Here is a 19,709-nt window from a genome sequence, read left to right as displayed (position 1 = left end):
GCAGCCGTATTTGGGTATAATTATCGCCCTATCGGGCGATGCCCCGCTCCATCCACAGCACGGGGCTACAGGTCTTCAGGGGCGGTTTTCCACAAATTTAGTTTTACCACCGTGGTCTGGCTGGGTAAATTACTTCTGTCCACCACCAGTTCTTCCTGTTCACCGTAGCCGGAAAACATCTTCAGAAAATCAGTAACCGGCGCTATGGGGAAATCGATATAAGCGGTCTTGTAATGCATGGGCAGAACATAAGGCGGTGACAATTGCCTGAGGTCAATTTTCCCTAAACAAAGCTAAGCAAATTTTGACTTTGCATAGCCTTGCCCAGGTACTCATTGTGCAGGCACCGGGATTTAAATCCTGATGCCGACGGCTACCTCCGTCACCGTCTGGCCGGCCCGGCACCCCTTTTAAGGGGAGGCCCTCATCTCCCCGGCTTCAGGCCCATGGCTGCCGGGTGGCTCCCCGGCGTTTCCGGGAGACTTTCACCTCCCGTACTCCGTCCCCGCGGTCATCCTCGGAGGCGCATACCGGGTGGGGGTGTGACCCCGCCTGCCCGCCGTCCCCTTACCCCACCTCCCGGTGTTGCCGGAGCCCCGGGCACCCCGGCAGGGAAGAACAGCAGGCTTCAAGAGAAAAACCTCAGCCCCCTCCCGCGAAGATGTACTCCAGCCAGGTAGAAGAAGTAAAGGCTGACGTAGAGTAGTAGCGGGAGAGTTTTGCTTTTGCCGCCTTGAACTTGCCGAAAAGTTTACCCCAGGAAGCTTTTGAGCGCTGCCGTCCTTCCTTTGGCGACAGCAACTCCAAAAACTCCCTGGGCAGTTTTTCGGCGAAGCCTAAAGCACGGCGGGCCACAACAAAAGCCGCCGCCTGGTGGCTGTTGAGCCCGTAAGTCTCCGCATACTTGAAGAAGCCGATGAATGAGGTGAAACGGGCGGATACCGTAAACACGGCGATGCAGCGCTTCCTTAACATTACAAGCGCTATCCCACCCCGGAACTGGTAAAAGAAGCTACCGTTCCGGAGATAGCCGCTTTTCTGAAAAAGTATAAACATCCCCGGCCCAATCAAACGGCCATCTCCATCTGGCAGGAGGCGCAAGAGCCGCAGCTTCAGGCCAGCGCTCCCACCGTGCGGGCAAAGTGCCGCTTAATGCTCGCCCTGGTGAGACAGCTGGAGGTAGTACAGGAGCAAATCGCTGCTTACGACGAGGAGATCAACCGCCTTTTTCAGCAGCACTCCGACAGCAGAATCTTCGCTAGCCTGCCAGGGGCGGCCGGGCGGCTTGCGCCAAGACTGCTGGCGGAGTGGGGGGACGACCGGGAACGCTACGAAAAGGCGACCGTGGTCCAGGCTTTAGCGGGTACCTCGCCGGTTCTCTTTCAAAGCGGCAAGTATCGCTTTACCAGGCAGCGCAGATCCTGCGTAAAACCTTTCCGACGAGCTATGCACCTGTTCGCCTTCCAGAGCATCAGGCAGGTTTCCTGGGCAGAGGAATATTACGACACCAAGAGAAGCCAGGGTAAAACCCACCATGAGGCTTTGCGGGCATTGGCAAATATCTGGGTACGAATAATCTTTGCCATGTGGAAAAACCGTACTTGCTACGACGAAGCCACATTTCTCACAGCCCGCGCTAGGCATCTTAGTCGGGTAGCATAATGTTAGATATTCGATTTTCAATGTTTTCTTTAGCCGCCGGCGATGGCTGGATTTTAATCTGGCCTTTGCCGGGCGGAATGGTGAAGCCCGTCCTTTTTAAAGACCACGAACATTTGTACTGCCTAAAATTTTTTGGAGCCAATTGCGATGTTCTGAAATAAAGATGAGTAGGTCGTTTTAGGGCAGTTGCAAAAATAATTTACCCCGGCACGATCTAGGTTTTATGCGAGCTGCAGGCATGGGCAGACGGCATTTTGGCAAAATTGACCCCAAAGAAGAAAAACGAAGGAACGGCGAAGAAGAATGAGAAATAAGCGACTTTTTGGGTGGCGGGAAATTGACGAACTAGGTGATTTGGAACGCATGTTACTGGTTTTCGAGTATCTACCCGACGAGGAACTGATGCAAAAGCTGGAGCGAGAACGTGGGCACGGGCGCAATGATTACCCGGTACGGGCGGTCTGGAACTCAATCCTGGTCAGGGTCGTATTTCAGCACACGTCTGTTGAGAGCCTGCGGCGGGAACTGAAACGGAATGCCCAGTTGCGGGAACTTTGTGGGTTTGATCCAGCTCGGGAGCGGATGCCGTTCCACCTATGTATACAGCCGCTTCTTGTTGATTGACATCCGCAATATGTGCGTTGTGCACTGGCCCTGATGGTGATGCTGGCGATGGCCGTGGGTCGGCTACGACAAAAACAAGGAATAAATTTGAGGAGCCTGGTCAAGGCAGCCTGACAAGGACCAATCGGAGAAGTTATACTGCCAAAAAGGGCGCCCCAAGGGGTGTTAGGATAAGTATGCCCTTTGACAGGGGTGGTAAAGGATATATAAGCCATTTATCCCAATATTAGGTTAATCTCCCTGTCCTATGGCTTGGAAAACGTCCATGTCTGGTATGGGCGTTAGCCTCCCAGGGGGCAAAAATGTTTAACGCAAATAGCTCTTTTGACAAACCTATTGACATAGAAGGTCTTTCGGGATGAAAACCAAAACAGTTCGTTTAAAAAGGGACCGGTGACCGCAGGAGGAAAATGATTACCAGTATCGTAACTAGAAGTAGCATGGCAGCCAGCAAAATGTCGGCAGTAAGCGAGTGCCGGTACGTACCCTGGTTAATCTGGTAGCGCGTCTGCCGGTAACGGACGGCAGCCAAGATGACCACCAGCCCGGCCATGATACTAGAACCTATCCCCAGGTAGGCAACCGATCCCTTCGACGGCGCAGATACCATGCCCGCCTGCCATTCAAGCACTCGTAAATAGAACGAAAATTTTTCAACGACAAAACCAAAAGCCAGAATGGCCACGGCTGTACGGATCCAGGACAGGAAGGTGCGCTCGTTGGCTAGGTGTTCCTGGATGTGTTGCCGGTCGCCGATACGGTCGCTTTCTTGCTCTTCTTTTTCCCTGCCTTTTCCGTTCAACTCTAGCTCCCCTTTGTAACCATTCCCTGGTATATTTGCCGGCACAACGAATGCAGGCAAATTTTCTATCCCGCACACTGGCCCGAGTCTTTAACACCGGTTTTCTGCAGAAGGCACCGGTTACTGCCCAGGATATCCTTATTGCGTTCAAGGTCAATACCTGTCAAGGTAGACCCCATCATCAAGACAAAGACAAAAAACCAATATTCCCCCAGGTGCATTATCTTCCACTGAAAAAAGTGCTCCAGGGAATTAAATCCCTTCACCTGTATTAAAAGATGGTAAGTGTTAAAACTTTTTTGTCAGTAAAAGAATGCCAGTAGAAAGATGATTGGGGCAAACCGTCCCGAAAGCTAGCAAGGGACGGCTTTTTTCAGGCAACATTTTTCAACATCTGCCTTTTAAACGGCTGGTCATTTTTGGTACACACACTCTCCTCCCCTCCCCTGCGAATTAGCCCATACCCCCGGTTTTCTAAATCCCGAACACTTCTTCAGCATTGTACCTTGCAATCCGCGCAATGATTTCCGGAGGAGCCCCGTTCAGCTCCAGATACCGCACAGCCTTTGGAACGCTCAGGGGATCGTTAGGTTTGAGGTTACTGTAATCGCTGTTCAGCACTCCCCGCTGGAAACGTTCCAGGTGGTTCAGCAATAGATGGGGAGTAAGCCCTTCTTGGCGAATAGTGAGCCCGGGAATGGCCCCAAAGTCCTCGATTAGGTCAATAATGTCCAAATCAGCGTGGTCGATGATTACTTTTCCGGGTTCCATCCCGACGGCAGCGGCAATTTCAATCGTCTTATTGGTTATTTCCATCCTATCCCGTGGCGGGGTATGAATGATTACCGGCACCCCGTATTCCTTGGCCACTTTCAATTGCTCCCTGAGGACGTTCTGTTCACGTTGACTCCCCTCATGCAGGCCGATTTCTCCTAAGCCAATGACATCACTCATCTTCAGATAATCTGGAAGGGCGTCGATCACCCTGGGCCAGTCTACCGGTGTCCCCATGGGGTGAATGCCGACAGCGACGAAAAGCCTGATGCCATTTTGGGCAGCATTTTTCACCGAAAGGGTTAACATTTGGTGGAAATGATCGAAGAGTGTTTCCGCATGTTTGGCCCCGAAAAATATAGAACAGCCGATAATCTTCTTCACCCCGGCCAGGGCCATGTTTTCCAGCCCTTCGTACGGAAGCAACGAAACATGTGTATGAGAATCTACAATTCCTTCCATAACGATTTCACCCCCCTATTGTGCTGGACCGGGTCCCTTCTTTTTGTTGCCGTGTATTGAAGGGGAAGTTACTCACTTCCCCTTCACGCAGACACATGGTCAGGGCTTGATGTAAGCATACCCTTCAGTTTGCTTTCTGGCAATTTCTGTTATGCCAGCTGGCACAACTGTCACAAAGTTAGGGAGGTTCTCTTCGTCGATAGACTGAGCTTTGAGGGCGTTTCGACACGCTACAAAGCTTACTCCTATCTCCGACAAGTTCTTCATCTGGTCAACCAGCGATCCGCTAGCTGTTCCGCAGCACTCACCGCCAACCCCGGTCAGCAGGCACCTGGTCCTGAAAACAGAAACCGCCTCACCGTTGGCCACTACTTCGATGTCAGCATTTCCTTGCCCAACATCATTCAAAAAGTTGGTGATGTTGACGAGTGCCCTTTGCCATCTGTCAGATTCATTAACATGGAAAAGGACTTTAATCTTTTTCACCTCAACACCCCCATCTTTCTGGTGAACTCAAAGCAGGTACTTCACCTCATGGTTGTTGTACCTTACTATCATCTTTTTTTTAGACGTTTTAGTAAGTTGCTATTTTAACGCTACACTTCGTGCCGCTGGTTTAAGCGATCAGCCACACCTACCGTACTAATCCATGACTGTAATGTAACATAGAAAAGGTTGCTTGTCCAATCATTTTATCTTATGTGTTATATATATGACGTGTAATATAAAAAACATCAAACCTGTGCATTTTCATTTTTACTCAACCCGGCTTCCTTCAAGCTCTTAACCAGCTTTTCCCTCCAGACATTCACTTGTAGCCGGTCCTTGAACCCGCCCCGTGATATATTCTCACAACCTGGTCATCGCCCGTGCGTGCGGGCGCACAAAAAAAGCATACCCGGTATTGTCCAGGCATGCTTTATTTCCCATGGCTCCCCGAGCAAGAATTCGAACCTGCAAACCGGTTAACAGCCGGATGCTCTACCGTTAAGCTATCGGGGAAAGGTCCAGCACTGAGTAATGTATTATTACCATCAGCCGGCTCCGTCAAGACCCTTTCCACCTTTTGTATATGAGAAATATATCACTTAAGCACACGATTGACGGGAATGAAAAGAGAGGATGACTCCTTGGCCAGGGATAAATCCAAACACCCGCATCTTGCCAGTTATCTACCGTAAGGGTAGATATACGAGATCGCTTGAAAGGAAAAATACAGCTGATTATCCCGGTATTGGCAGGCCTGGTTATGGGAATTATTTTCTATGCCGTTCCCTTATCTTTCGGTCGGGGCACCCAGGGCATTAACATGGTGCTTAACGGTGAATTGACGGAACCGTGGTTGATGGTTCTGCTGCTGGTTTTAAAACTTTTCAATGTTGCCTTGACCATGGGGGCATGGTCTACCGGCGCCGGCTACAGGGCCGGACTGTTTGTTGGTGCTATGCTGGGCGGTACATATGGCATTGCCATTCATTACCTGGTGCCGGAATCCATTTCTCCGTCAGCCACCTTTGCTCTCGTGGGCATGGCTGGAGTTTTCAGTGGCTTCGCACAGGCACCCCTGACAGCAATGGTAATGATGTCAGAAATGACCAGGAACTTCCAGCTTATCATTCCACTGGCCATTACCTGCGTGGTATCTGCTTATATCTCCCGAGTGCTGAGCACCGAAACCCTGTACACGGCCAGGCTCATCCAGCGCGGCCTGGACGTGATTAACGCACGGCGACCCGATATTTTAAGAAACCTGTACGTGCGTGAGGCCATGACCACTCCTGTAGAAAGCCTTCCCAGCGATATGACCGTCCGTGAGGCCTATGTGGTCACAAAGCACAAACCTTACGGCGGCTTCCCGGTAACTGCAAAAAACGGAGTTTTAATAGGCATAATCACCATCGATGATATCATCCAGTTCCTCGGTGAAGGCAAGGTCAAAACCAGGTTGAGCGAAGTAGCAGTGCGGCATCCGGTAACCCTGAATCCAGGGAATTCCTTGCAGGATGCAGCCTGCAAGCTGGCCCGTTACGGGATTAATCACCTGCCGGTGGTGGACGAAAACAATCGCCCTGTAGGTATGGTTACGCGCAAAGATATCATCCGCGCCTACAACAAAGACATCGAACGAGCGGCCAGTACTGTACAGGCCGGCAAGAGCAGAACTCTTCTCTCGGGGAAGCTAACCGATCACAACAGCAGTGCTACGGAAGTGAACATGTAGTATGACCGATAAAAGGCTCTGGAGGAAGAAGAAAAGGCGGCCGACGGGCCATTCTCTCTGAAGAAGCAAAAGAAAAGAGCGCCGGCAAAGAGCGCTCTCCCACCCACTTACTCCTTCGGCCGCATTAACGGGAAGAGGATCACATCCCGGATGGACGGGGAATCGGTCAGCAGCATCACCAGCCGGTCAATGCCGATACCTAGACCGCCCGCGGGAGGCATGCCGTATTCCAGGGCGGTAATGTAATCCTCGTCCATCATGTGGGCTTCCTCGTCCCCCGCTCGGCGCTTCTCCACCTGCTTGAGGAAGCGGGCCTTTTGATCGATGGGGTCGTTGAGTTCGGAAAAGGCATTGGCCATCTCCCGGGCGTAAATGAACAGCTCAAAACGGTACGTCAGGGCCGGATCGTCCGCCTTCCGCTTGGCCAGGGGTGAAATCTCAATGGGGTAGTCCATGATAAAAACGGGCTGGATCAGCTCCGGCTCCACTTTTTCCTCGAACACCTTGTTCAGAACAGTGCCCCAGCTGTCCTTTTCCTCCACCTCCACCCCCAGCCCCCGGGCCACCTGCCGGGCTTTCTCTCCGTCGTCCCGGTACTGGTTAAAGTCCAGCCCGGTATGTTCTTTGACCGCCTCCAGCATGGTCCGCCTTTTCCATGGCGGCGCCAGGTTTATCTCGACCCCCTGGTAGTTAATGGTAGTGGTGCCCAGCACCTCCAGAGCCACCGTGGAAATCATCTCTTCGGTCAGATCCATCATGTCGTGGTAGTCGGCATAGGCCTGGTACAGCTCCAGCATGGTGAACTCCGGGTTGTGCTTGGTGGAGATGCCTTCGTTACGAAAATTACGGTTGATTTCGTAAATCTTTTCAAACCCGCCCACCAGCAGGCGCTTCAGATAAAGCTCGGGGGCTATGCGCAGGTAAAGCTTCATGTCCAGGGCGTTGTGATGGGTGACAAAGGGCCTAGCCGCCGCACCGCCGGCGATGGGGTGCATCATGGGCGTTTCTACTTCCAGGAAACCCCGCCTCTCCAGAAATTTGCGGATGGCGTGGATCACCCGGCTGCGGATGACAAAGGTGTTCTTTACCTCAGGATTGACGATCAGGTCCAGGTAACGCTGGCGGTAACGCAGGTCCACGTCTCTCAAGCCGTGCCACTTTTCCGGCAGGGGGCGCAGGGACTTGGCCAGCAGGGTCAGTTCCTCCACAGCCACCGTGATTTCACCGGTGCGGGTTTTAAAAACCTTGCCCCGCACGCCGATGATATCCCCAATATCGAGCCGCTGGAATAAATTATAAGTTTCAGCACCCACATCGTTTAGCCGCAGGTAGACCTGAATCTGCCCCGAACCGTCCCTGAGGTTGCCGAAACTGGCTTTGCCGTGGCCGCGCCGGGCCATTAAGCGGCCGGCAATACATACCTTTTGCCCCTCGCACTCCTCGTAATGCCCGGTAATCCAGGCGGCAAGGTGGGTGCGCGGGTAGCGCCCGCCATAGGGCTCGATCCCCTGTGCCTTGAGTTCCTCCAGTTTTTCCAGGCGCACGCGCAGCAATTCATGTAAATCTTCCGGCTTGACTTCTGTATTTTCCTTTTCCGACATGACATTCCTCCGGCGAATCCTGGTTAACGTATATCCACAATCTGGTATTTAAGCAGTCCTGCCGGCACGGAAACTTCAACCACGCTCCCCTTGCGCTGGCCCAGAATGGCCCTGCCGACAGGAGACTCGTTAGAAATTTTATGAGCTCCGGGATCGGCCTCCACGGAGCCAACAATGGTATATTCAACTTCGTCGCCAAACTCCAGGTCCTTGAGGCGGACGGTGGAACCGAGGCCTACTTCATCCGTTCCCGTGCGCTCGTCGTCAATAACCCTGGCGTTGCGCAGCATTTGCTCCAGCGTTAAAATACGGCCTTCAATAAAGGCTTGTTCGTTTTTGGCATCCTCGTATTCCGAGTTTTCACTAATATCTCCAAATTCAATGGCTTGCTTTATGCGGGCGGCTACTTCGCGGCGACGGACGGTTTTCAGCTCTTCCAGTTCCTTTTCGAGCTTCTTTAAGCCCTCAAGGGTTAAAATTACTTCCTTTTCCTTCATGTTCTATCGTCTCCTTTGCATTTCTCTACCCGAGCCAAGCCCTGCCAGCGGAACCTTACTCCCCCAACGACACTGAAAGCACTGCAATGACAAAAACCATTGCAGTGCTCACGGTCACCATCAACCTTGCAACCCATTATAAGGAGGGTTTTTCCCTTTGTCAAGGGGCTACCCCTACCAACTGCTGCTCCCCCGGTGCGTCAAGGCGGCTTTCGGCCCGAGCACGGATGCGCTCGATTTCGCGGGGATCAATGGCCCGCTCAAAGCTGCGCAAACCGGCCAGCTTGAAGCCGTGTTTTTTGGCCAGAGCACTGATTTCCTCCACTTGTTTAATGGTTATGTCACGCCCCAGGGAAAAATTCTCATACCTTTTTTCCAGGGCTAAAATCATGGTTTCGGACATGCAGGCGTAGGCCGTGCCGGGCGGAAAACCAAAGTTAAAGTTAAAATTAACTTCACCGGGCACCTCCACCACGCCGCCTTCGATCACCAGCACGTCATCCCTCTGTTCGGCCACCTGGCGGCTCACATTGCGGGGGCGGGAAACGTCGCACACCACGGCCCCCGGCAAAAGGTCTTCCGGCCCGATCAGGGTGTCCACCGCGCTGGTGACGGCAATTACCACCTGGGCCGTCCGCAGGGCCTTCTTCACGTCAGAGGTGATGGTCACCGCCAGGCCGGTTTCATAAAGAATTTTCGCCGCCACCTGCTCCAGCCTGGATTTATCCCGGGCCACCAGGGTCATTTTGGTGGCCTCCCGGGCCAGCATGAGGGCACAAACCTTGCCGATGGAACCGGTGGCTCCCAGCACCACAATGTGTGCCCGGCGCAAATCGTGCCCCATCAGGCGGGCCGCTTCCTTTGTCCCCTCAATGGCCGTGGCCACAGTATAGCTATTACCCGTGGTCACGGCTATATTCAGATTTTTGGCCACGGTAATACCCGCATCCCCCACCACGGAGGTAAAGGCCCCCAGGCCGACAATGCCGGCTCCAAGTTTCTCGGCCACCCGCCCCGCCTGAATGATCCGCTCCAGCACAAAATCCTCCGGCAACTCCAACATCTGCCTAGCGGTAAGGGGGCAGGCCACAAACCAGCCTTCCGCTTCCCCGTAAGGTGTTTTCACACCGGTAATACGGGACACCTTCAGGGGAGGCACCAGCCGGAAGGCGCTTTCCACCAAACGCTCAGGCAGGTAGCGTGTGAAGGGAAACTTCCTGGCCACATCCCGAACATCGAGGGGGTGAATGATAAAAGCAAATTTTTCCACAGGGCTCACCTCTAACTGTTTTCCGGCGGAATTAAAGCCTGACTACCCGGATTAGTTCCACAATTTCGTCCGGATTGACATACTTGTCTTCCTGTATGGGTGATTCACCAATTTCGTAGCCGAGGACGGGCTTATCCAGCACCGCCTCAATAATTTTAATTCTTTTGCTGGACCCGATGACCACTACCTGATCATAGGCGTGGGCCCCGGCTATTAATTCCATCAGGGTATTAACCAGCTCAAGACCGCTTTTGCTCCGCACAAAATCCCACCGTTCGGCTTCAGTCATGAGAAGCACAAAATCCACCCCTTCTTTATCCAGGGCGGATTGGAGCTCTTCCTTGTTTTTGATGGGGAAGCCAACCACGGCAATCCGCTTGCCCTTGCGGACCTCGCCCAGGCTCTCCAGGCGGCTCACCAGTGTACGGTCCACACCCAAGCGGCCGGCCACTTCCGCCTGGGACAAGCCTTGAGCCCGCAGCTCAAGTATCCTGGAAATGCACTGGTCGATGCGGCGCCGGCTGATGATCTTTTCGCCAATGCGGATGAGATCCACGGAAAACCACACCATCCATTATAACCCGGAAGGGGATAAAAAATGTGCACACTTTTGTGTACATTATTGTAGCAGGGCTTACCAGAAAAGGCAAGGCATAAAACTAAAACATTTATACACAAAAAACGGCTGGAGTGAGCGGGGACCCAGCACTCACTGGGATACTAGCTCTTCCCAAAACCTGATGTGTCAATTAAACCTGAAACACCGGAAGCAGAGTCATATTTTGGTGAGTGCTGGGCCGCATCCAACCGGGTTCACTGAATATTTACAAGTATTCTCCATTAAGGTTTCCCGTTAAAATATCCCTCATTTCCTCTACCGAACCGGCCTGATTTATTTTCTCCCGCAGCCGGGCGGCGCCCCGCAGCCCCTTGAGGTACCAGGCCGCGTGCTTGCGCATTTCCAGCACCCCGATGTACTCCCCCTTTAGCGCTACCAGGAGATCGAGGTGCCGCAGGGCGGTGCGGATTTTTTCCTCCCAGGTGGGTTCGGGCAGGAGCTCACCGGTGGCCAGGTAATGCACCGTGCGGGAAAAAATCCAGGGGTTGCCCATGGAGGCCCGCCCAATCATCACGCCGTCACAGCCCGTCTCCTCCAGCATCCGCTTGGCATCCAGGGGCGTGCGCACATCCCCGTTGCCAATCACCGGGATGCCCACCGCCTCCTTTACCCGGCGGATAATGTCCCAGTCGGCCTGCCCGCTGTAGAACTGGGCCCGGGTACGCCCGTGAACGGTTACCGCCGCAGCCCCGGCCGCTTCCACCAGGCGGGCCAGCTCAACGGCGTTAACGTGATCATCATCCCAACCCTTGCGCATTTTGACCGTGACCGGCACCTTTACCCGGGCCGCCACCCGGGACACAATCTCGGCGGCCAGTTCCGGGTTCTTCATCAGGGCCGCCCCTTCGCCGTTTTTAACGATTTTCGGCGTGGGGCAGCCCATATTGATGTCTATGATATCGGCGCCCTCGCCGGCCACAATTTCCGCCGCCCGGGCCATGTAGTCGGGGTTGGAACCGAAGATCTGCACGGCCAGGGGGCCTTTCTCGCCCCCGTGCTCGAGAATGATCCGGGTACGGGGATTGCCGTAGATTAAAGCCTGGTCGCTGATCATCTCCGTGAAGACCAGGCCGCAGCCGGCCTCCCGGGCCAGGATGCGGTAGGCCCGGTCGGTAACCCCGGCCATGGGGGCGGCAATTACCGGATTGGCCAGTTCGACATCACCGATCAATAACTTCACCGTCATCTCACCGTCGACAAATTGCGTTCGTAAATCAGACGCAGGCCCTTCAGGGTCAACAGGGGATCCACCCGGTCGATGGTGCGGGATTCCCGGGCAATAAGCTCGGCCAGGCCGCCGGTGGCCAGCACGGTGGGGTCTCCCCCCAGCTCGGCCTTCATCCGGCGCACAATTTCATCCACCTGACCCACAAAGCCAAAGATGATCCCCGCCTGCATGCTGCTGACGGTGTTCTTGCCAATTACCGCCGGCGGCCTGACCAGCTCAACCCGGGGCAGCTTGGCGGCCCGGGCGAAGAGGGCCTCGGTGGAAATGCCGATACCCGGAGCAATGGCACCGCCCAGGTATTCTCCCCTGGCCGATATGGCATCAAAGGTGGTGGCCGTGCCAAAATCAACAATGATCAACGGCCCACCGTAAAGTTCGTACCCCGCCACCGCATTGACAATGCGGTCGGCACCCACCTCCCGGGGGTTTTCATATTTAATGGCCAGGCCCGTCTTGATTCCGGGCCCCACCACCAGGGGTTTGACGCCAAAATATTTCTCGCTCATTTGTTCCAGGGCCAGCATCAAAGGCGGCACCACCGAGGATATCACCAGGGCCTTGACATCCCGGCGGGAAATGCCCGCATACTGGAAAAGGTCCCGGAGCAGCATACCGTACTCATCGGCGGTACGGTGGGGGTTGGTGGACAGCCGCCAGTGCTCCAGCAATTCCTGGCCTTTATATACCCCCAGAACAATATTTGTATTCCCCACGTCAAATACCAGGATCATCGTATCCCACTCCTTTTCAGAGTAATTCTATCAAAGGGGTACAGGCGGTGCAACAAAATGTACATTGTATAAGAGGTCCTGGAATCGATCCGGCCTTCACTGGCACTGGAGCAAAAATTATGATATTATCAGATAACAATTAAGCAAGATTTCTGGAGGTAGAGGCAATGAATGAACGCATTCCCCGCATGAAGGCGGATATATTAAAAGCCCTGGCCCACCCCACCCGGGTGAGCATTTTGGAATGCCTGCGGCAGGGGGAACGGTGCGTTTGCGAAATCATCGAAGAGCTGGATATGGAGCAGTCCAACGTATCCCAGCACCTAGCGGTACTGAAAAAGCTAGACATTGTTGATTCCCGCAAAGAAGGGCTGCGGGTGAATTACCGGGTAAAGTACCCCGAAGTATTTCAAATTCTTGACCTTCTGGACGGCGTGCTGGTGTCACAGGTGGAGGATACCATGTCGACGCTGAAGAGCCTGCGCAAAAAAAGGAGTTAAAACCTGTGGTCAACCACTAAGGGCAACACCGGTTGACAAATGGGCATTAATGGCCTTAAAATTAAGGAAAATGCCGGTTTTTGCCTTGAGGTGTCTTTAGTTGAAAGAACGAGTCCTGGAGTTGTTAAAAAAAGGTTACCCTGATTTTGTCTCCGGGGAGTCTATCTGCCAGAGCCTGGGAGTTTCCCGCACGGCGGTATGGAAACATATCCAGGCTTTACGGGCCGCGGGTTATGATATTGAAGCCGTCCCCCATGCGGGCTACCGCCTGGTAAACATCCCGGACCGTCTTTATCCCGCGGAAATAACCCGGGGGTTGCAAACTGCCTTTCTGGGACGCAACGTTTATCATTACGACCAGGTGGAGTCCACCAACCGCACGGCCAGGGAACTGGCCGCCCGGGGAGTTCCCGACGGCACCCTGGTGGTAGCCGAGGAACAAACCGGGGGTAGGGGACGAATGGGCCGGGGCTGGTTCTCCCCCCACGGCCGGGGCATCTGGTGTTCCGTGATCTTGTACCCCGCGGTAAACCCTATGGACGCCCCTCCCCTCACCATGCTGGCGGCCGTGGCCGTGGCCCGGGCACTGCGCCGGGCCGCGGGAGTTGAGGCGGGAATCAAGTGGCCCAACGACCTGCTGGTGGGGGAGAAAAAAATATGCGGCATTTTAACCGAACTCTCCGCCGAAATGGAGCGGGTCAATTATTTAATCATCGGCATGGGCATCAACGTCAATATTGACCGCCATGAGTTCCCCCTGGAGCTGCGGGAAATCGCCACCTCGGTGCAGATAGAAAGGGGGCGGCGGGTTTCCCGGGTGCATTTGTTGCAAAACCTGCTGGCCGAGCTGGAATACTGGTACAGGCTCTGGGAAAAAGAGGGGTTTGCCCCGGTGCTGGCCTGCTGGAAGGAGCTAAACGTTACCCTGCACCGGCCGGTTAGGGTGTTCACTTGGAAGGAAAGCTGGGAAGGGTGGGCCGAGGATGTGGATGCCGACGGCTCGCTGGTACTGCGCCTGCCCGGCGGCGAATATAAAAGGGTGGTCAGCGGGGAGGTGAGCCTGCGGGCCAGGTAGAACAAATGAGGCTGTCATCGTCGTCATGAAAGACGCTCCATTTGATGCTCCTTGAGAGGAAGTGTTGTGACTTTTTGGTTAACCAGCAAACATCTTGAAGTTAACTATTTCGCTCCGGGCATCCCTCCCCCGCCCCCGGTCTCGTTAAATTTGCCCGGCACTCAACAGTTTTGCAAGTGATTGTACAAAATAATGTAAGGAGGCATCATACCATGAAACTATCGCCCCGGGATATGGCTCTGGCCGCCCTCTTTGCCGCCCTGGCGGCCGTGGCGGCCATGTTGTCCCGCTTCTTCATCACGCCATATGTACCCTTTAGCCTGGTGCCCTTTGTGGTTATGCTGGCCGGTGGGCTTCTGGGCGCCCGGCTGGGGGCTTTGAGCATGTTCATCTACGTACTGCTGGGCCTGGTCGGCCTGCCGGTCTTCGAAACAGCCCCCTTTGGCGGCCCGGCCTATGTGCTGAAGCCCACCTTTGGCTTCCTCCTGGGCTTTATCGGCGGCGCCTGGGTTACGGGAGCCCTGGCCCCCAAACAAAAGGATCCGGGCGTGATACCCCTGCTTTTGGCCATGGTCGCCGGCCTGGCGGTGATCTACCTCATCGGCCTGCCTTACCTCTACGTAATACTCAATTTCTACATGGGCAAAACCTTCTCCGCCCTGCAGATTATTAAGATAGGATTCCTGCCCTTCATCGGCTTTGACCTGCTCAAGGCCGCACTGGCCGCCGTGCTGGCCCGGCTGGTTTACCGGCGGCTGCACGGCCTAACCGGTGAAAGCACCGGCCGCGTGAGGTAAAACGTCCCGCCGGGCCTCGCAGCTTCCAGGCAAAACAGCAAAACAAGGGAAACAAAAGTTATGGCCGGTCCTTCATGCGTCTGAAAACAGGGAAACAAAGACATCAACCAGCTGCGGGTCGAACTGGCTTCCCGCGCACCTTTTAAGCTCTGCCATTGCCTCCTCTTTGCTCCTGGGCTTTATGTACGGCCGCTCGCCGGTCATGGCGTCAAAGGCATCGGCAATGGACAGGATGCGGCATTCTACCGGTATCTCTTCTCCTCCCAGCCCCAGGGGGTATCCCTTCCCGTCCCACCTTTCGTGGTGCTTGAGAATCAAATCCGCCACCCCGGCGATGTCGGGGGAGGACAGGGCGATGCGGTAGCCCTTTTCGGGGTGCTGCCGCATGGCCTCCTATTCTTCCTCTGTAAGCGGGCCTTTCTTGAATAAGATGCTGTCCGGCACGGCAACTTTGCCCAGGTCATGGACCTGAGCCAAAAGGGCCAGGTCTGCCATCTGCCGGGGAGAAAGCCCCAGTTTCTCGCCCATTTTAAGGCACATTTCTTTCAGCCTTTCGGCGTGCCCCGCGGTGAGGTAATCCTTTTCTTTGAGGGCTGCCAGCAGGGCGCTCACGATCTGGTTTCGCGCGCTGGCCCTGTACACAAGCTTATGGCGGTACATGAGGTCGTCGGCCTTCTTGAAGGTGTCTTCGAGGGATTCGTCCCCGCTCCGGCACGTGGCAAAGCCTGTAGACACGTGCAGGGGCAACTCGGGGTGTTCTTTGTTGTAGTCATCGATCCGGGAGTGTATCCGGTATACAATATCTTCCCCGGTTTTTTCATCTGTTCCTGGTAAAAGGGCGGCGAATTCATCGCCCCCTATGCGGGCCAGGATATCAGAACAGCGCAGGGAATTTCTCAAAACATCTGCGCAGGCCTTCAACATTTCATCGCCCCTGGCGTGACCCAGGGTATCGTTGACCAGTTTCAGGCCGTCCAGATCGGCCACCAGGATGGTTATCGGGTATTCCCGGCTGACAGATAAGCGCCTGAGCTCTTCCTGGAAAAAGGCCCGGTTGTAAAGGCCTGTCAATGGGTCGTGCAGGCTCAAATATTTCAACTGTTCCTCGTAGCTCCTGCGCTCGGTGATATCCAGGGTTGCTTCCACGGCCCCTATGACGTTTCTCTTTTCGTCCTTAACGGGGGAGGCAGTAATACTCCAGAAGCGGCCGTCCGGCGAAGCCACCTCCCCTGTGCACACCTGGCCGGTCTCCATAGCCTGCACCACTGGGCAGCCCTGGCAGGGATCGCTCCTGCCGTGCCATATTTCGTGGCATTTCGCTCCAAAAAGGTCCCCGGGGCTCCTGCCGACGGATTGACCGGCCGCGCGGTTGGCCCAGATGATCTGCATGTCCCGGTCTATAAATACAACCAGCTCCGTAAGGCTGTCGAGAATCAGGGATTTTTCTGCCATCAACCTCTGCAGCTCTTCTTCCAGAATCCTGCGCGGGGTGATATCGGTCAAAAAATGCAGGATGGCGGGCTGCCCCTCCCACTCGACCACCACGGAGTTTGTTTCCGCCCACTTGATACTCCCGTCCCTGGCTATTACCCTGAACGGATATGCGTATAAGACGCCTTTATTCTCCAGCAATTCCCTGTAATGTTCCCATACCGCCTCCCTGTCTTCCGGGTGAATGAAATCAAGGAAATGCCTGGAAACAATCTCTTCCGCTGTGTAGCCTGTATGGACCGCAGCCGCCCGGTTGGCAAATTTGACCACACCATCCTGGACTACCACGACGGCTTCGGCGGCATTTTCCACCACCGCCCTGTATTTCTTTTCCTTGTCGCTTATCTCCCGCCGGTACTCCTCCAGCCTGTCCAGCATTTTGCCGATTTCAGCGGAAAGAAAGGCAAGCTCATCCCTTCCCCCCAGAACCGGGAACCCGGAGGAAAGGGGAAACTGGTAGCCCGTACTGGTTACGGCAGCGGTAAGCTTTGCCAGCCGGGATACGACGGCACGGTTCAACCAAAACAGGGCCAGGCTGCAGCACAGTACCGCCGCCAGCGCCAGGTAGAGGCTGAAGGCCTTTCTGGCGGACTGGAACACCCTGGCAGCGCGCCTGTCCGAATTAACCTGGAGGATTAAGGCGGTTTTCCCCTGCAGGTCTTTAATGACGGTAAAGCCGGCGCTTTCCTCAGGGGAAATTATCCTGGCGTAGCAGGGTTCCCCGTTCTCTAAAGAGCCTGCCGGCTGCAGGTCGCGGAAGTCCACGGCCCCCGGCGGGTGAAGGGTGAGGGGCAGGCGGGTAATCTCCGAGAGCTCTTTTAAATGCTTATCATTTAAGATACGGCCGAAAATCATGGTTCCCCGGGCGGGCCCGGTGTCATCGCTTTTTAAAACGGGCCTGGCGGCCACCAGCACCGCCCCTTCCGGCGTCGCCACCAGCCCTTTAAGACCGCCTGCTTTCTGGCAGGCCGGAAAAACAATTTCCCGGGGTACGGGGATATCTTCTCCCTCCTCCAGATCGTATCCCCTGGCGTACACCATTTCTCCCCCGGTATTTATAATCACTATATAGTTGATCTTAAGAACCTCAAAGGTGCTGTCGACCAGGTTCTTTTTTATGTATTCCTCGTTTCTTTCTTTCACAAATATATACGTATCATCCCATGCAGCCCAATCTTCTGTATATTTATCCAACTCCTCCACTTCCCTCTCCAGGGCTTGCAGGGCACGCTCAATATTCTGCTTAAGATTATCTCTTTCCAGCTCAGCTACAATGTTATTTGCGATCACATGAGAAACCGCGAAAAAAACAAAGGCAAGAATGGCGAAGGCGGCACAGAGAGTGAGAACTATCCTGGTTTTTAAGGACATCCCGGTATCTCCCCCAAGTCCTGGCCGGCAGCCGTGTTCTCGTCACCGCTTGAGGGTAAAGCGGTAAGCTTTCAGTGCAGCGGGGGTTATACACCCCGGCGTCTTTGGTTTATTGAGCCTGGGTAATCAGAAGGCGGTCAAATCAAGGAGGCGCTGGTCTGGCAGTTAGCCACCGGTGAATTCATCCAATGTCGCAAAAACATCGTGATGAGCGGTATCCCGGCACCGGGGTTACCCATCTGAGCATAGCCTTGGGGATAAAAGCCTGCCAAAACCGTTATACTGTCAGTGCGGAAATATTCGGTGATAATATCCTGGCCGCGGCGCTTGGTGGATCGGATCACCTTTAAGTCCTACATCCTGAACATGAACACCGAATCTTACCGCTTAAAACAACGGGAGAAGGTAAATACCAGGTAATATGCCTCCGTTAAAAAAACCCTTAAAATTGCATGCCGGCCGGGCAGGGTTATTTCCAGGTTCGTAATCATCACATCCACCTCCCACGGATTGACTTCGCTTACAATCCTGTCAACCTTTTCCCGTAGCGGCTCGGGCAGCCTGGCTTTGAATACGTGGGAAAGCCAGGCAGCAAACTGCCTGAATTCGTCCCGGCCCAGGTTCTTCAGCACGCCGGCCAGCTTCCGTAGCCGCCTGACCAGTTCTTCCGCGCTCATCTTCTGGTCCAGCGCAAATACGCTGGAAACTAGATTGGCCGCCTGGTATTGTTCTTCTACCTGATAACGGTTTACGTCAAACAGTATGTACCGGAAGTCCAATACGTGCTTCTCAAACTGCCGGTACCCGGCCAGACATACTTTTTAAAAGCCCTCCCCGGATCGTCATCCAGGATGTCCAGCAGCTGCTTTGTATGTACAAATCCACTACCCTCTCCGCGATAATCAGCGTCGCTGCTCCATTTATAATCAGCCACTCCCGCGCATAAACCAGCCCGGACAGGATTACGGTGTATGTACCTGACAACTGCCAGAAGATACCGCTCGTTTTCAATTGGGACGGCCTTATACCTGCTTTCAAAAACGTGGCCGGTCCGACCCCGCTCACGGTTGTAATACCGGCTGAAGCGGGTATTCAAGCGGTGCATTACTTTGCTCAGGGGCTCTTTATTCGTACGGACGGCCAGGTGGAAATGATTGTTCATTATTACATAAGCGAAAATTTCCAGGCCGTCCACGTTAACGGTGTGCCGCAACTGCTCAAGCAGATACTCCTTGTGCTCCGGCATAATAAATATAAACTCCCTGTTGTTGCCCCGCTGGATTACGTGGTACATTGCGCCCTCAAACTCGATTCTTGGTCTCCTACCCAAAAAATTCACCCCCTGCCACCCATTGTAACAGGGGCCCCCCAACCCTTCAACTATAAGTTAATAAGTTAGGTGCCTGGCACCGTCAATTCCTTTACTTGACAACAGATGTGTAATGTGTAATAATTAAGTGTGTAATAACTATAAGCTTAAGGTGATGCTTGTATGAGGCGCATGCAGGTGGTAGTGGAAGAGTGGCAGTACCAGTTCCTGCGTGAACTGGCCTCCCGGCAGGGCCGCTCCATATCAGCCGTTTTACGGGAACTCATTGCCAGCAAGGCAAATAAAAGCGGACAAAACGCAAAGGAACCTCTTCTCGAAGTAGCAGGGATCGCCCGTGAGCCATTACTCAAAAACTTGATCAGCGAAAGTTTAGATGAAGCTCTTTACAGGACGTGATATGTTGCGGCAGATTTTTGTGGATACCAGCTTTTTTTACGCTCACGCCTACGCAGACGACCCCCATCATTGTGAAGCGGTCCAGTTCCTGGAGAACCCCCCGCTTTCTCTTGTGACGACGAATTTTATTTTTGATGAATTGATGACCATTCTGCGATATAATTTTGGTCACCGCGTGGCGGTTACATATGGGCAGAGCCTGCGAAAAAGTAAACTTGTAAATATTTTACGCATAACGCCGGAAGACGAAGAGTCGGC

At 54.1% G+C, this 19,709-nt stretch carries 22 protein-coding genes, 1 tRNA gene and 1 pseudogene; 8 read left to right on the top strand and 16 right to left on the bottom strand.

All coding sequences use genetic code 11. The features are described 5' to 3' along the window. Window positions 1-65: 65 nt before the first annotated feature. Together BUA65_RS18355 and BUA65_RS13505 are read right to left on the bottom strand one after the other, a co-directional pair. Entirely contained in the window at window positions 66-239 is a 174-nt protein-coding gene (locus BUA65_RS18355) for a hypothetical protein (RefSeq protein ID WP_165613260.1), read from the bottom strand. Between the two features lie 403 nt (window positions 240-642). Continuing rightward, the gene (locus tag BUA65_RS13505; RefSeq protein WP_131821514.1) at window positions 643-975 is read right to left on the bottom strand and encodes a hypothetical protein; all 333 of its coding nucleotides are present in this window, start codon (window positions 973-975) and stop codon (window positions 643-645) included. On the opposite strand from BUA65_RS13505, the pseudogene BUA65_RS13500 reads away from it, so the two are divergent. Together BUA65_RS13500 and BUA65_RS13495 are read left to right on the top strand one after the other, a co-directional pair. Next, window positions 976-1,662 (top strand): annotated as a pseudogene (locus tag BUA65_RS13500) (transposase); the annotation flags it as partial. A 303-nt stretch (window positions 1,663-1,965) separates the two neighbouring features. Continuing rightward, window positions 1,966-2,286 (top strand): transposase, encoded by a 321-nt coding sequence (locus BUA65_RS13495; protein ID WP_242656338.1) that lies wholly within the window; start codon window positions 1,966-1,968, stop codon window positions 2,284-2,286. A 379-nt stretch (window positions 2,287-2,665) separates the two neighbouring features. Here the strand turns inward: BUA65_RS13495 and BUA65_RS13490 are convergent, their stop codons facing one another. From BUA65_RS13490 to BUA65_RS13470, 4 genes are all read right to left on the bottom strand, one after another. Further along, a complete protein-coding gene (locus BUA65_RS13490) occupies window positions 2,666-3,088 on the bottom strand; it encodes a YidH family protein (protein WP_072870424.1) in 423 nt (140 codons plus the stop codon). A gap of 474 nt (window positions 3,089-3,562) precedes the next feature. Next, a complete protein-coding gene (locus tag BUA65_RS13480) occupies window positions 3,563-4,324 on the bottom strand; it encodes a TatD family hydrolase (RefSeq protein WP_072870421.1) in 762 nt (253 codons plus the stop codon). A gap of 99 nt (window positions 4,325-4,423) precedes the next feature. Continuing rightward, the gene (locus BUA65_RS13475) at window positions 4,424-4,810 is read right to left on the bottom strand and encodes a DsrE family protein (protein ID WP_072870419.1); all 387 of its coding nucleotides are present in this window, start codon (window positions 4,808-4,810) and stop codon (window positions 4,424-4,426) included. A gap of 443 nt (window positions 4,811-5,253) precedes the next feature. Further along, window positions 5,254-5,326, bottom strand: a tRNA-Asn gene (locus BUA65_RS13470). 199 nt (window positions 5,327-5,525) lie between these two features. On the opposite strand from BUA65_RS13470, the gene BUA65_RS13465 reads away from it, so the two are divergent. Further along, window positions 5,526-6,545 (top strand): chloride channel protein, encoded by a 1,020-nt coding sequence (locus tag BUA65_RS13465; protein ID WP_072870417.1) that lies wholly within the window; start codon window positions 5,526-5,528, stop codon window positions 6,543-6,545. Between the two features lie 107 nt (window positions 6,546-6,652). Here BUA65_RS13465 and lysS read toward each other — a convergent pair whose 3' ends face one another. The 6 genes from lysS to BUA65_RS13435 all read right to left on the bottom strand — a co-directional run bounded on the left by lysS (window position 6,653) and on the right by BUA65_RS13435 (window position 12,491). Further along, window positions 6,653-8,146 (bottom strand): lysine--tRNA ligase, encoded by a 1,494-nt coding sequence (gene lysS, locus BUA65_RS13460; RefSeq protein WP_072870416.1) that lies wholly within the window; start codon window positions 8,144-8,146, stop codon window positions 6,653-6,655. A 23-nt stretch (window positions 8,147-8,169) separates the two neighbouring features. Further along, window positions 8,170-8,643 (bottom strand): transcription elongation factor GreA, encoded by a 474-nt coding sequence (gene greA / locus BUA65_RS13455; RefSeq protein ID WP_072870414.1) that lies wholly within the window; start codon window positions 8,641-8,643, stop codon window positions 8,170-8,172. 160 nt (window positions 8,644-8,803) lie between these two features. After that, complete coding sequence (locus tag BUA65_RS13450) at window positions 8,804-9,913, bottom strand: SDR family NAD(P)-dependent oxidoreductase (protein WP_072870412.1); 1,110 nt, start codon at window positions 9,911-9,913, stop codon at window positions 8,804-8,806. Window positions 9,914-9,944: 31 nt separating this feature from the next. Then, complete coding sequence (locus BUA65_RS13445) at window positions 9,945-10,469, bottom strand: helix-turn-helix domain-containing protein (protein WP_114281504.1); 525 nt, start codon at window positions 10,467-10,469, stop codon at window positions 9,945-9,947. Window positions 10,470-10,737: 268 nt separating this feature from the next. Then, the gene (dusB, locus tag BUA65_RS13440) at window positions 10,738-11,718 is read right to left on the bottom strand and encodes a tRNA dihydrouridine synthase DusB (RefSeq protein WP_072870409.1); all 981 of its coding nucleotides are present in this window, start codon (window positions 11,716-11,718) and stop codon (window positions 10,738-10,740) included. Next, a complete protein-coding gene (locus BUA65_RS13435; RefSeq protein ID WP_072870407.1) occupies window positions 11,715-12,491 on the bottom strand; it encodes a type III pantothenate kinase in 777 nt (258 codons plus the stop codon). Before BUA65_RS13435 ends, dusB begins: the two co-directional genes overlap by 4 nt. A gap of 167 nt (window positions 12,492-12,658) precedes the next feature. Between BUA65_RS13435 and BUA65_RS13430 the strand changes: the two genes are divergently transcribed. The 3 genes from BUA65_RS13430 (at window position 12,659) to BUA65_RS13420 (ending at window position 14,863) form a co-directional block, all read left to right on the top strand. After that, window positions 12,659-12,991, top strand: coding sequence for an ArsR/SmtB family transcription factor (locus tag BUA65_RS13430; protein ID WP_072870406.1), 333 nt, complete (start codon window positions 12,659-12,661; stop codon window positions 12,989-12,991). Window positions 12,992-13,091: 100 nt separating this feature from the next. Further along, window positions 13,092-14,066 (top strand): biotin--[acetyl-CoA-carboxylase] ligase, encoded by a 975-nt coding sequence (locus BUA65_RS13425; protein ID WP_072870404.1) that lies wholly within the window; start codon window positions 13,092-13,094, stop codon window positions 14,064-14,066. Between the two features lie 212 nt (window positions 14,067-14,278). Continuing rightward, a complete protein-coding gene (locus BUA65_RS13420) occupies window positions 14,279-14,863 on the top strand; it encodes a biotin transporter BioY (protein ID WP_072870402.1) in 585 nt (194 codons plus the stop codon). 72 nt (window positions 14,864-14,935) lie between these two features. On the opposite strand, the gene BUA65_RS17715 is transcribed toward BUA65_RS13420, so the two are convergent. From BUA65_RS17715 to BUA65_RS13380, 4 genes are all read right to left on the bottom strand, one after another. Further along, a complete protein-coding gene (locus tag BUA65_RS17715; RefSeq protein WP_084062444.1) occupies window positions 14,936-15,250 on the bottom strand; it encodes an HD-GYP domain-containing protein in 315 nt (104 codons plus the stop codon). Between the two features lie 6 nt (window positions 15,251-15,256). Then, window positions 15,257-17,725, bottom strand: coding sequence for a CHASE4 domain-containing protein (locus BUA65_RS17710; RefSeq protein WP_084062441.1), 2,469 nt, complete (start codon window positions 17,723-17,725; stop codon window positions 15,257-15,259). Window positions 17,726-18,105: 380 nt separating this feature from the next. Further along, the gene (locus tag BUA65_RS13385) at window positions 18,106-18,504 is read right to left on the bottom strand and encodes a hypothetical protein (RefSeq protein ID WP_072870401.1); all 399 of its coding nucleotides are present in this window, start codon (window positions 18,502-18,504) and stop codon (window positions 18,106-18,108) included. After that, window positions 18,474-19,055, bottom strand: coding sequence for an REP-associated tyrosine transposase (locus BUA65_RS13380; RefSeq protein WP_131821512.1), 582 nt, complete (start codon window positions 19,053-19,055; stop codon window positions 18,474-18,476). The genes BUA65_RS13385 and BUA65_RS13380 overlap by 31 nt, the downstream gene beginning before the upstream one ends. Before the next feature lie 162 nt (window positions 19,056-19,217). Here BUA65_RS13380 and BUA65_RS13375 point away from each other — a divergent pair, with 162 nt between their 5' ends. Both BUA65_RS13375 and BUA65_RS13370 read left to right on the top strand, forming a co-directional pair. After that, window positions 19,218-19,451, top strand: coding sequence for a hypothetical protein (locus BUA65_RS13375; protein WP_072870397.1), 234 nt, complete (start codon window positions 19,218-19,220; stop codon window positions 19,449-19,451). A 1-nt stretch (window position 19,452) separates the two neighbouring features. Further along, window positions 19,453-19,709: type II toxin-antitoxin system VapC family toxin (locus tag BUA65_RS13370; protein WP_242656337.1), on the top strand; the 257-nt coding region annotated here is incomplete at its 3' end.

The sequence above is a fragment of the Desulfofundulus thermosubterraneus DSM 16057 genome, assembly GCF_900142025.1.
Classification (GTDB): domain Bacteria; phylum Bacillota; class Desulfotomaculia; order Desulfotomaculales; family Desulfovirgulaceae; genus Desulfofundulus; species Desulfofundulus thermosubterraneus.
This window is presented reverse-complemented; position numbering and strand designations above follow the sequence as displayed.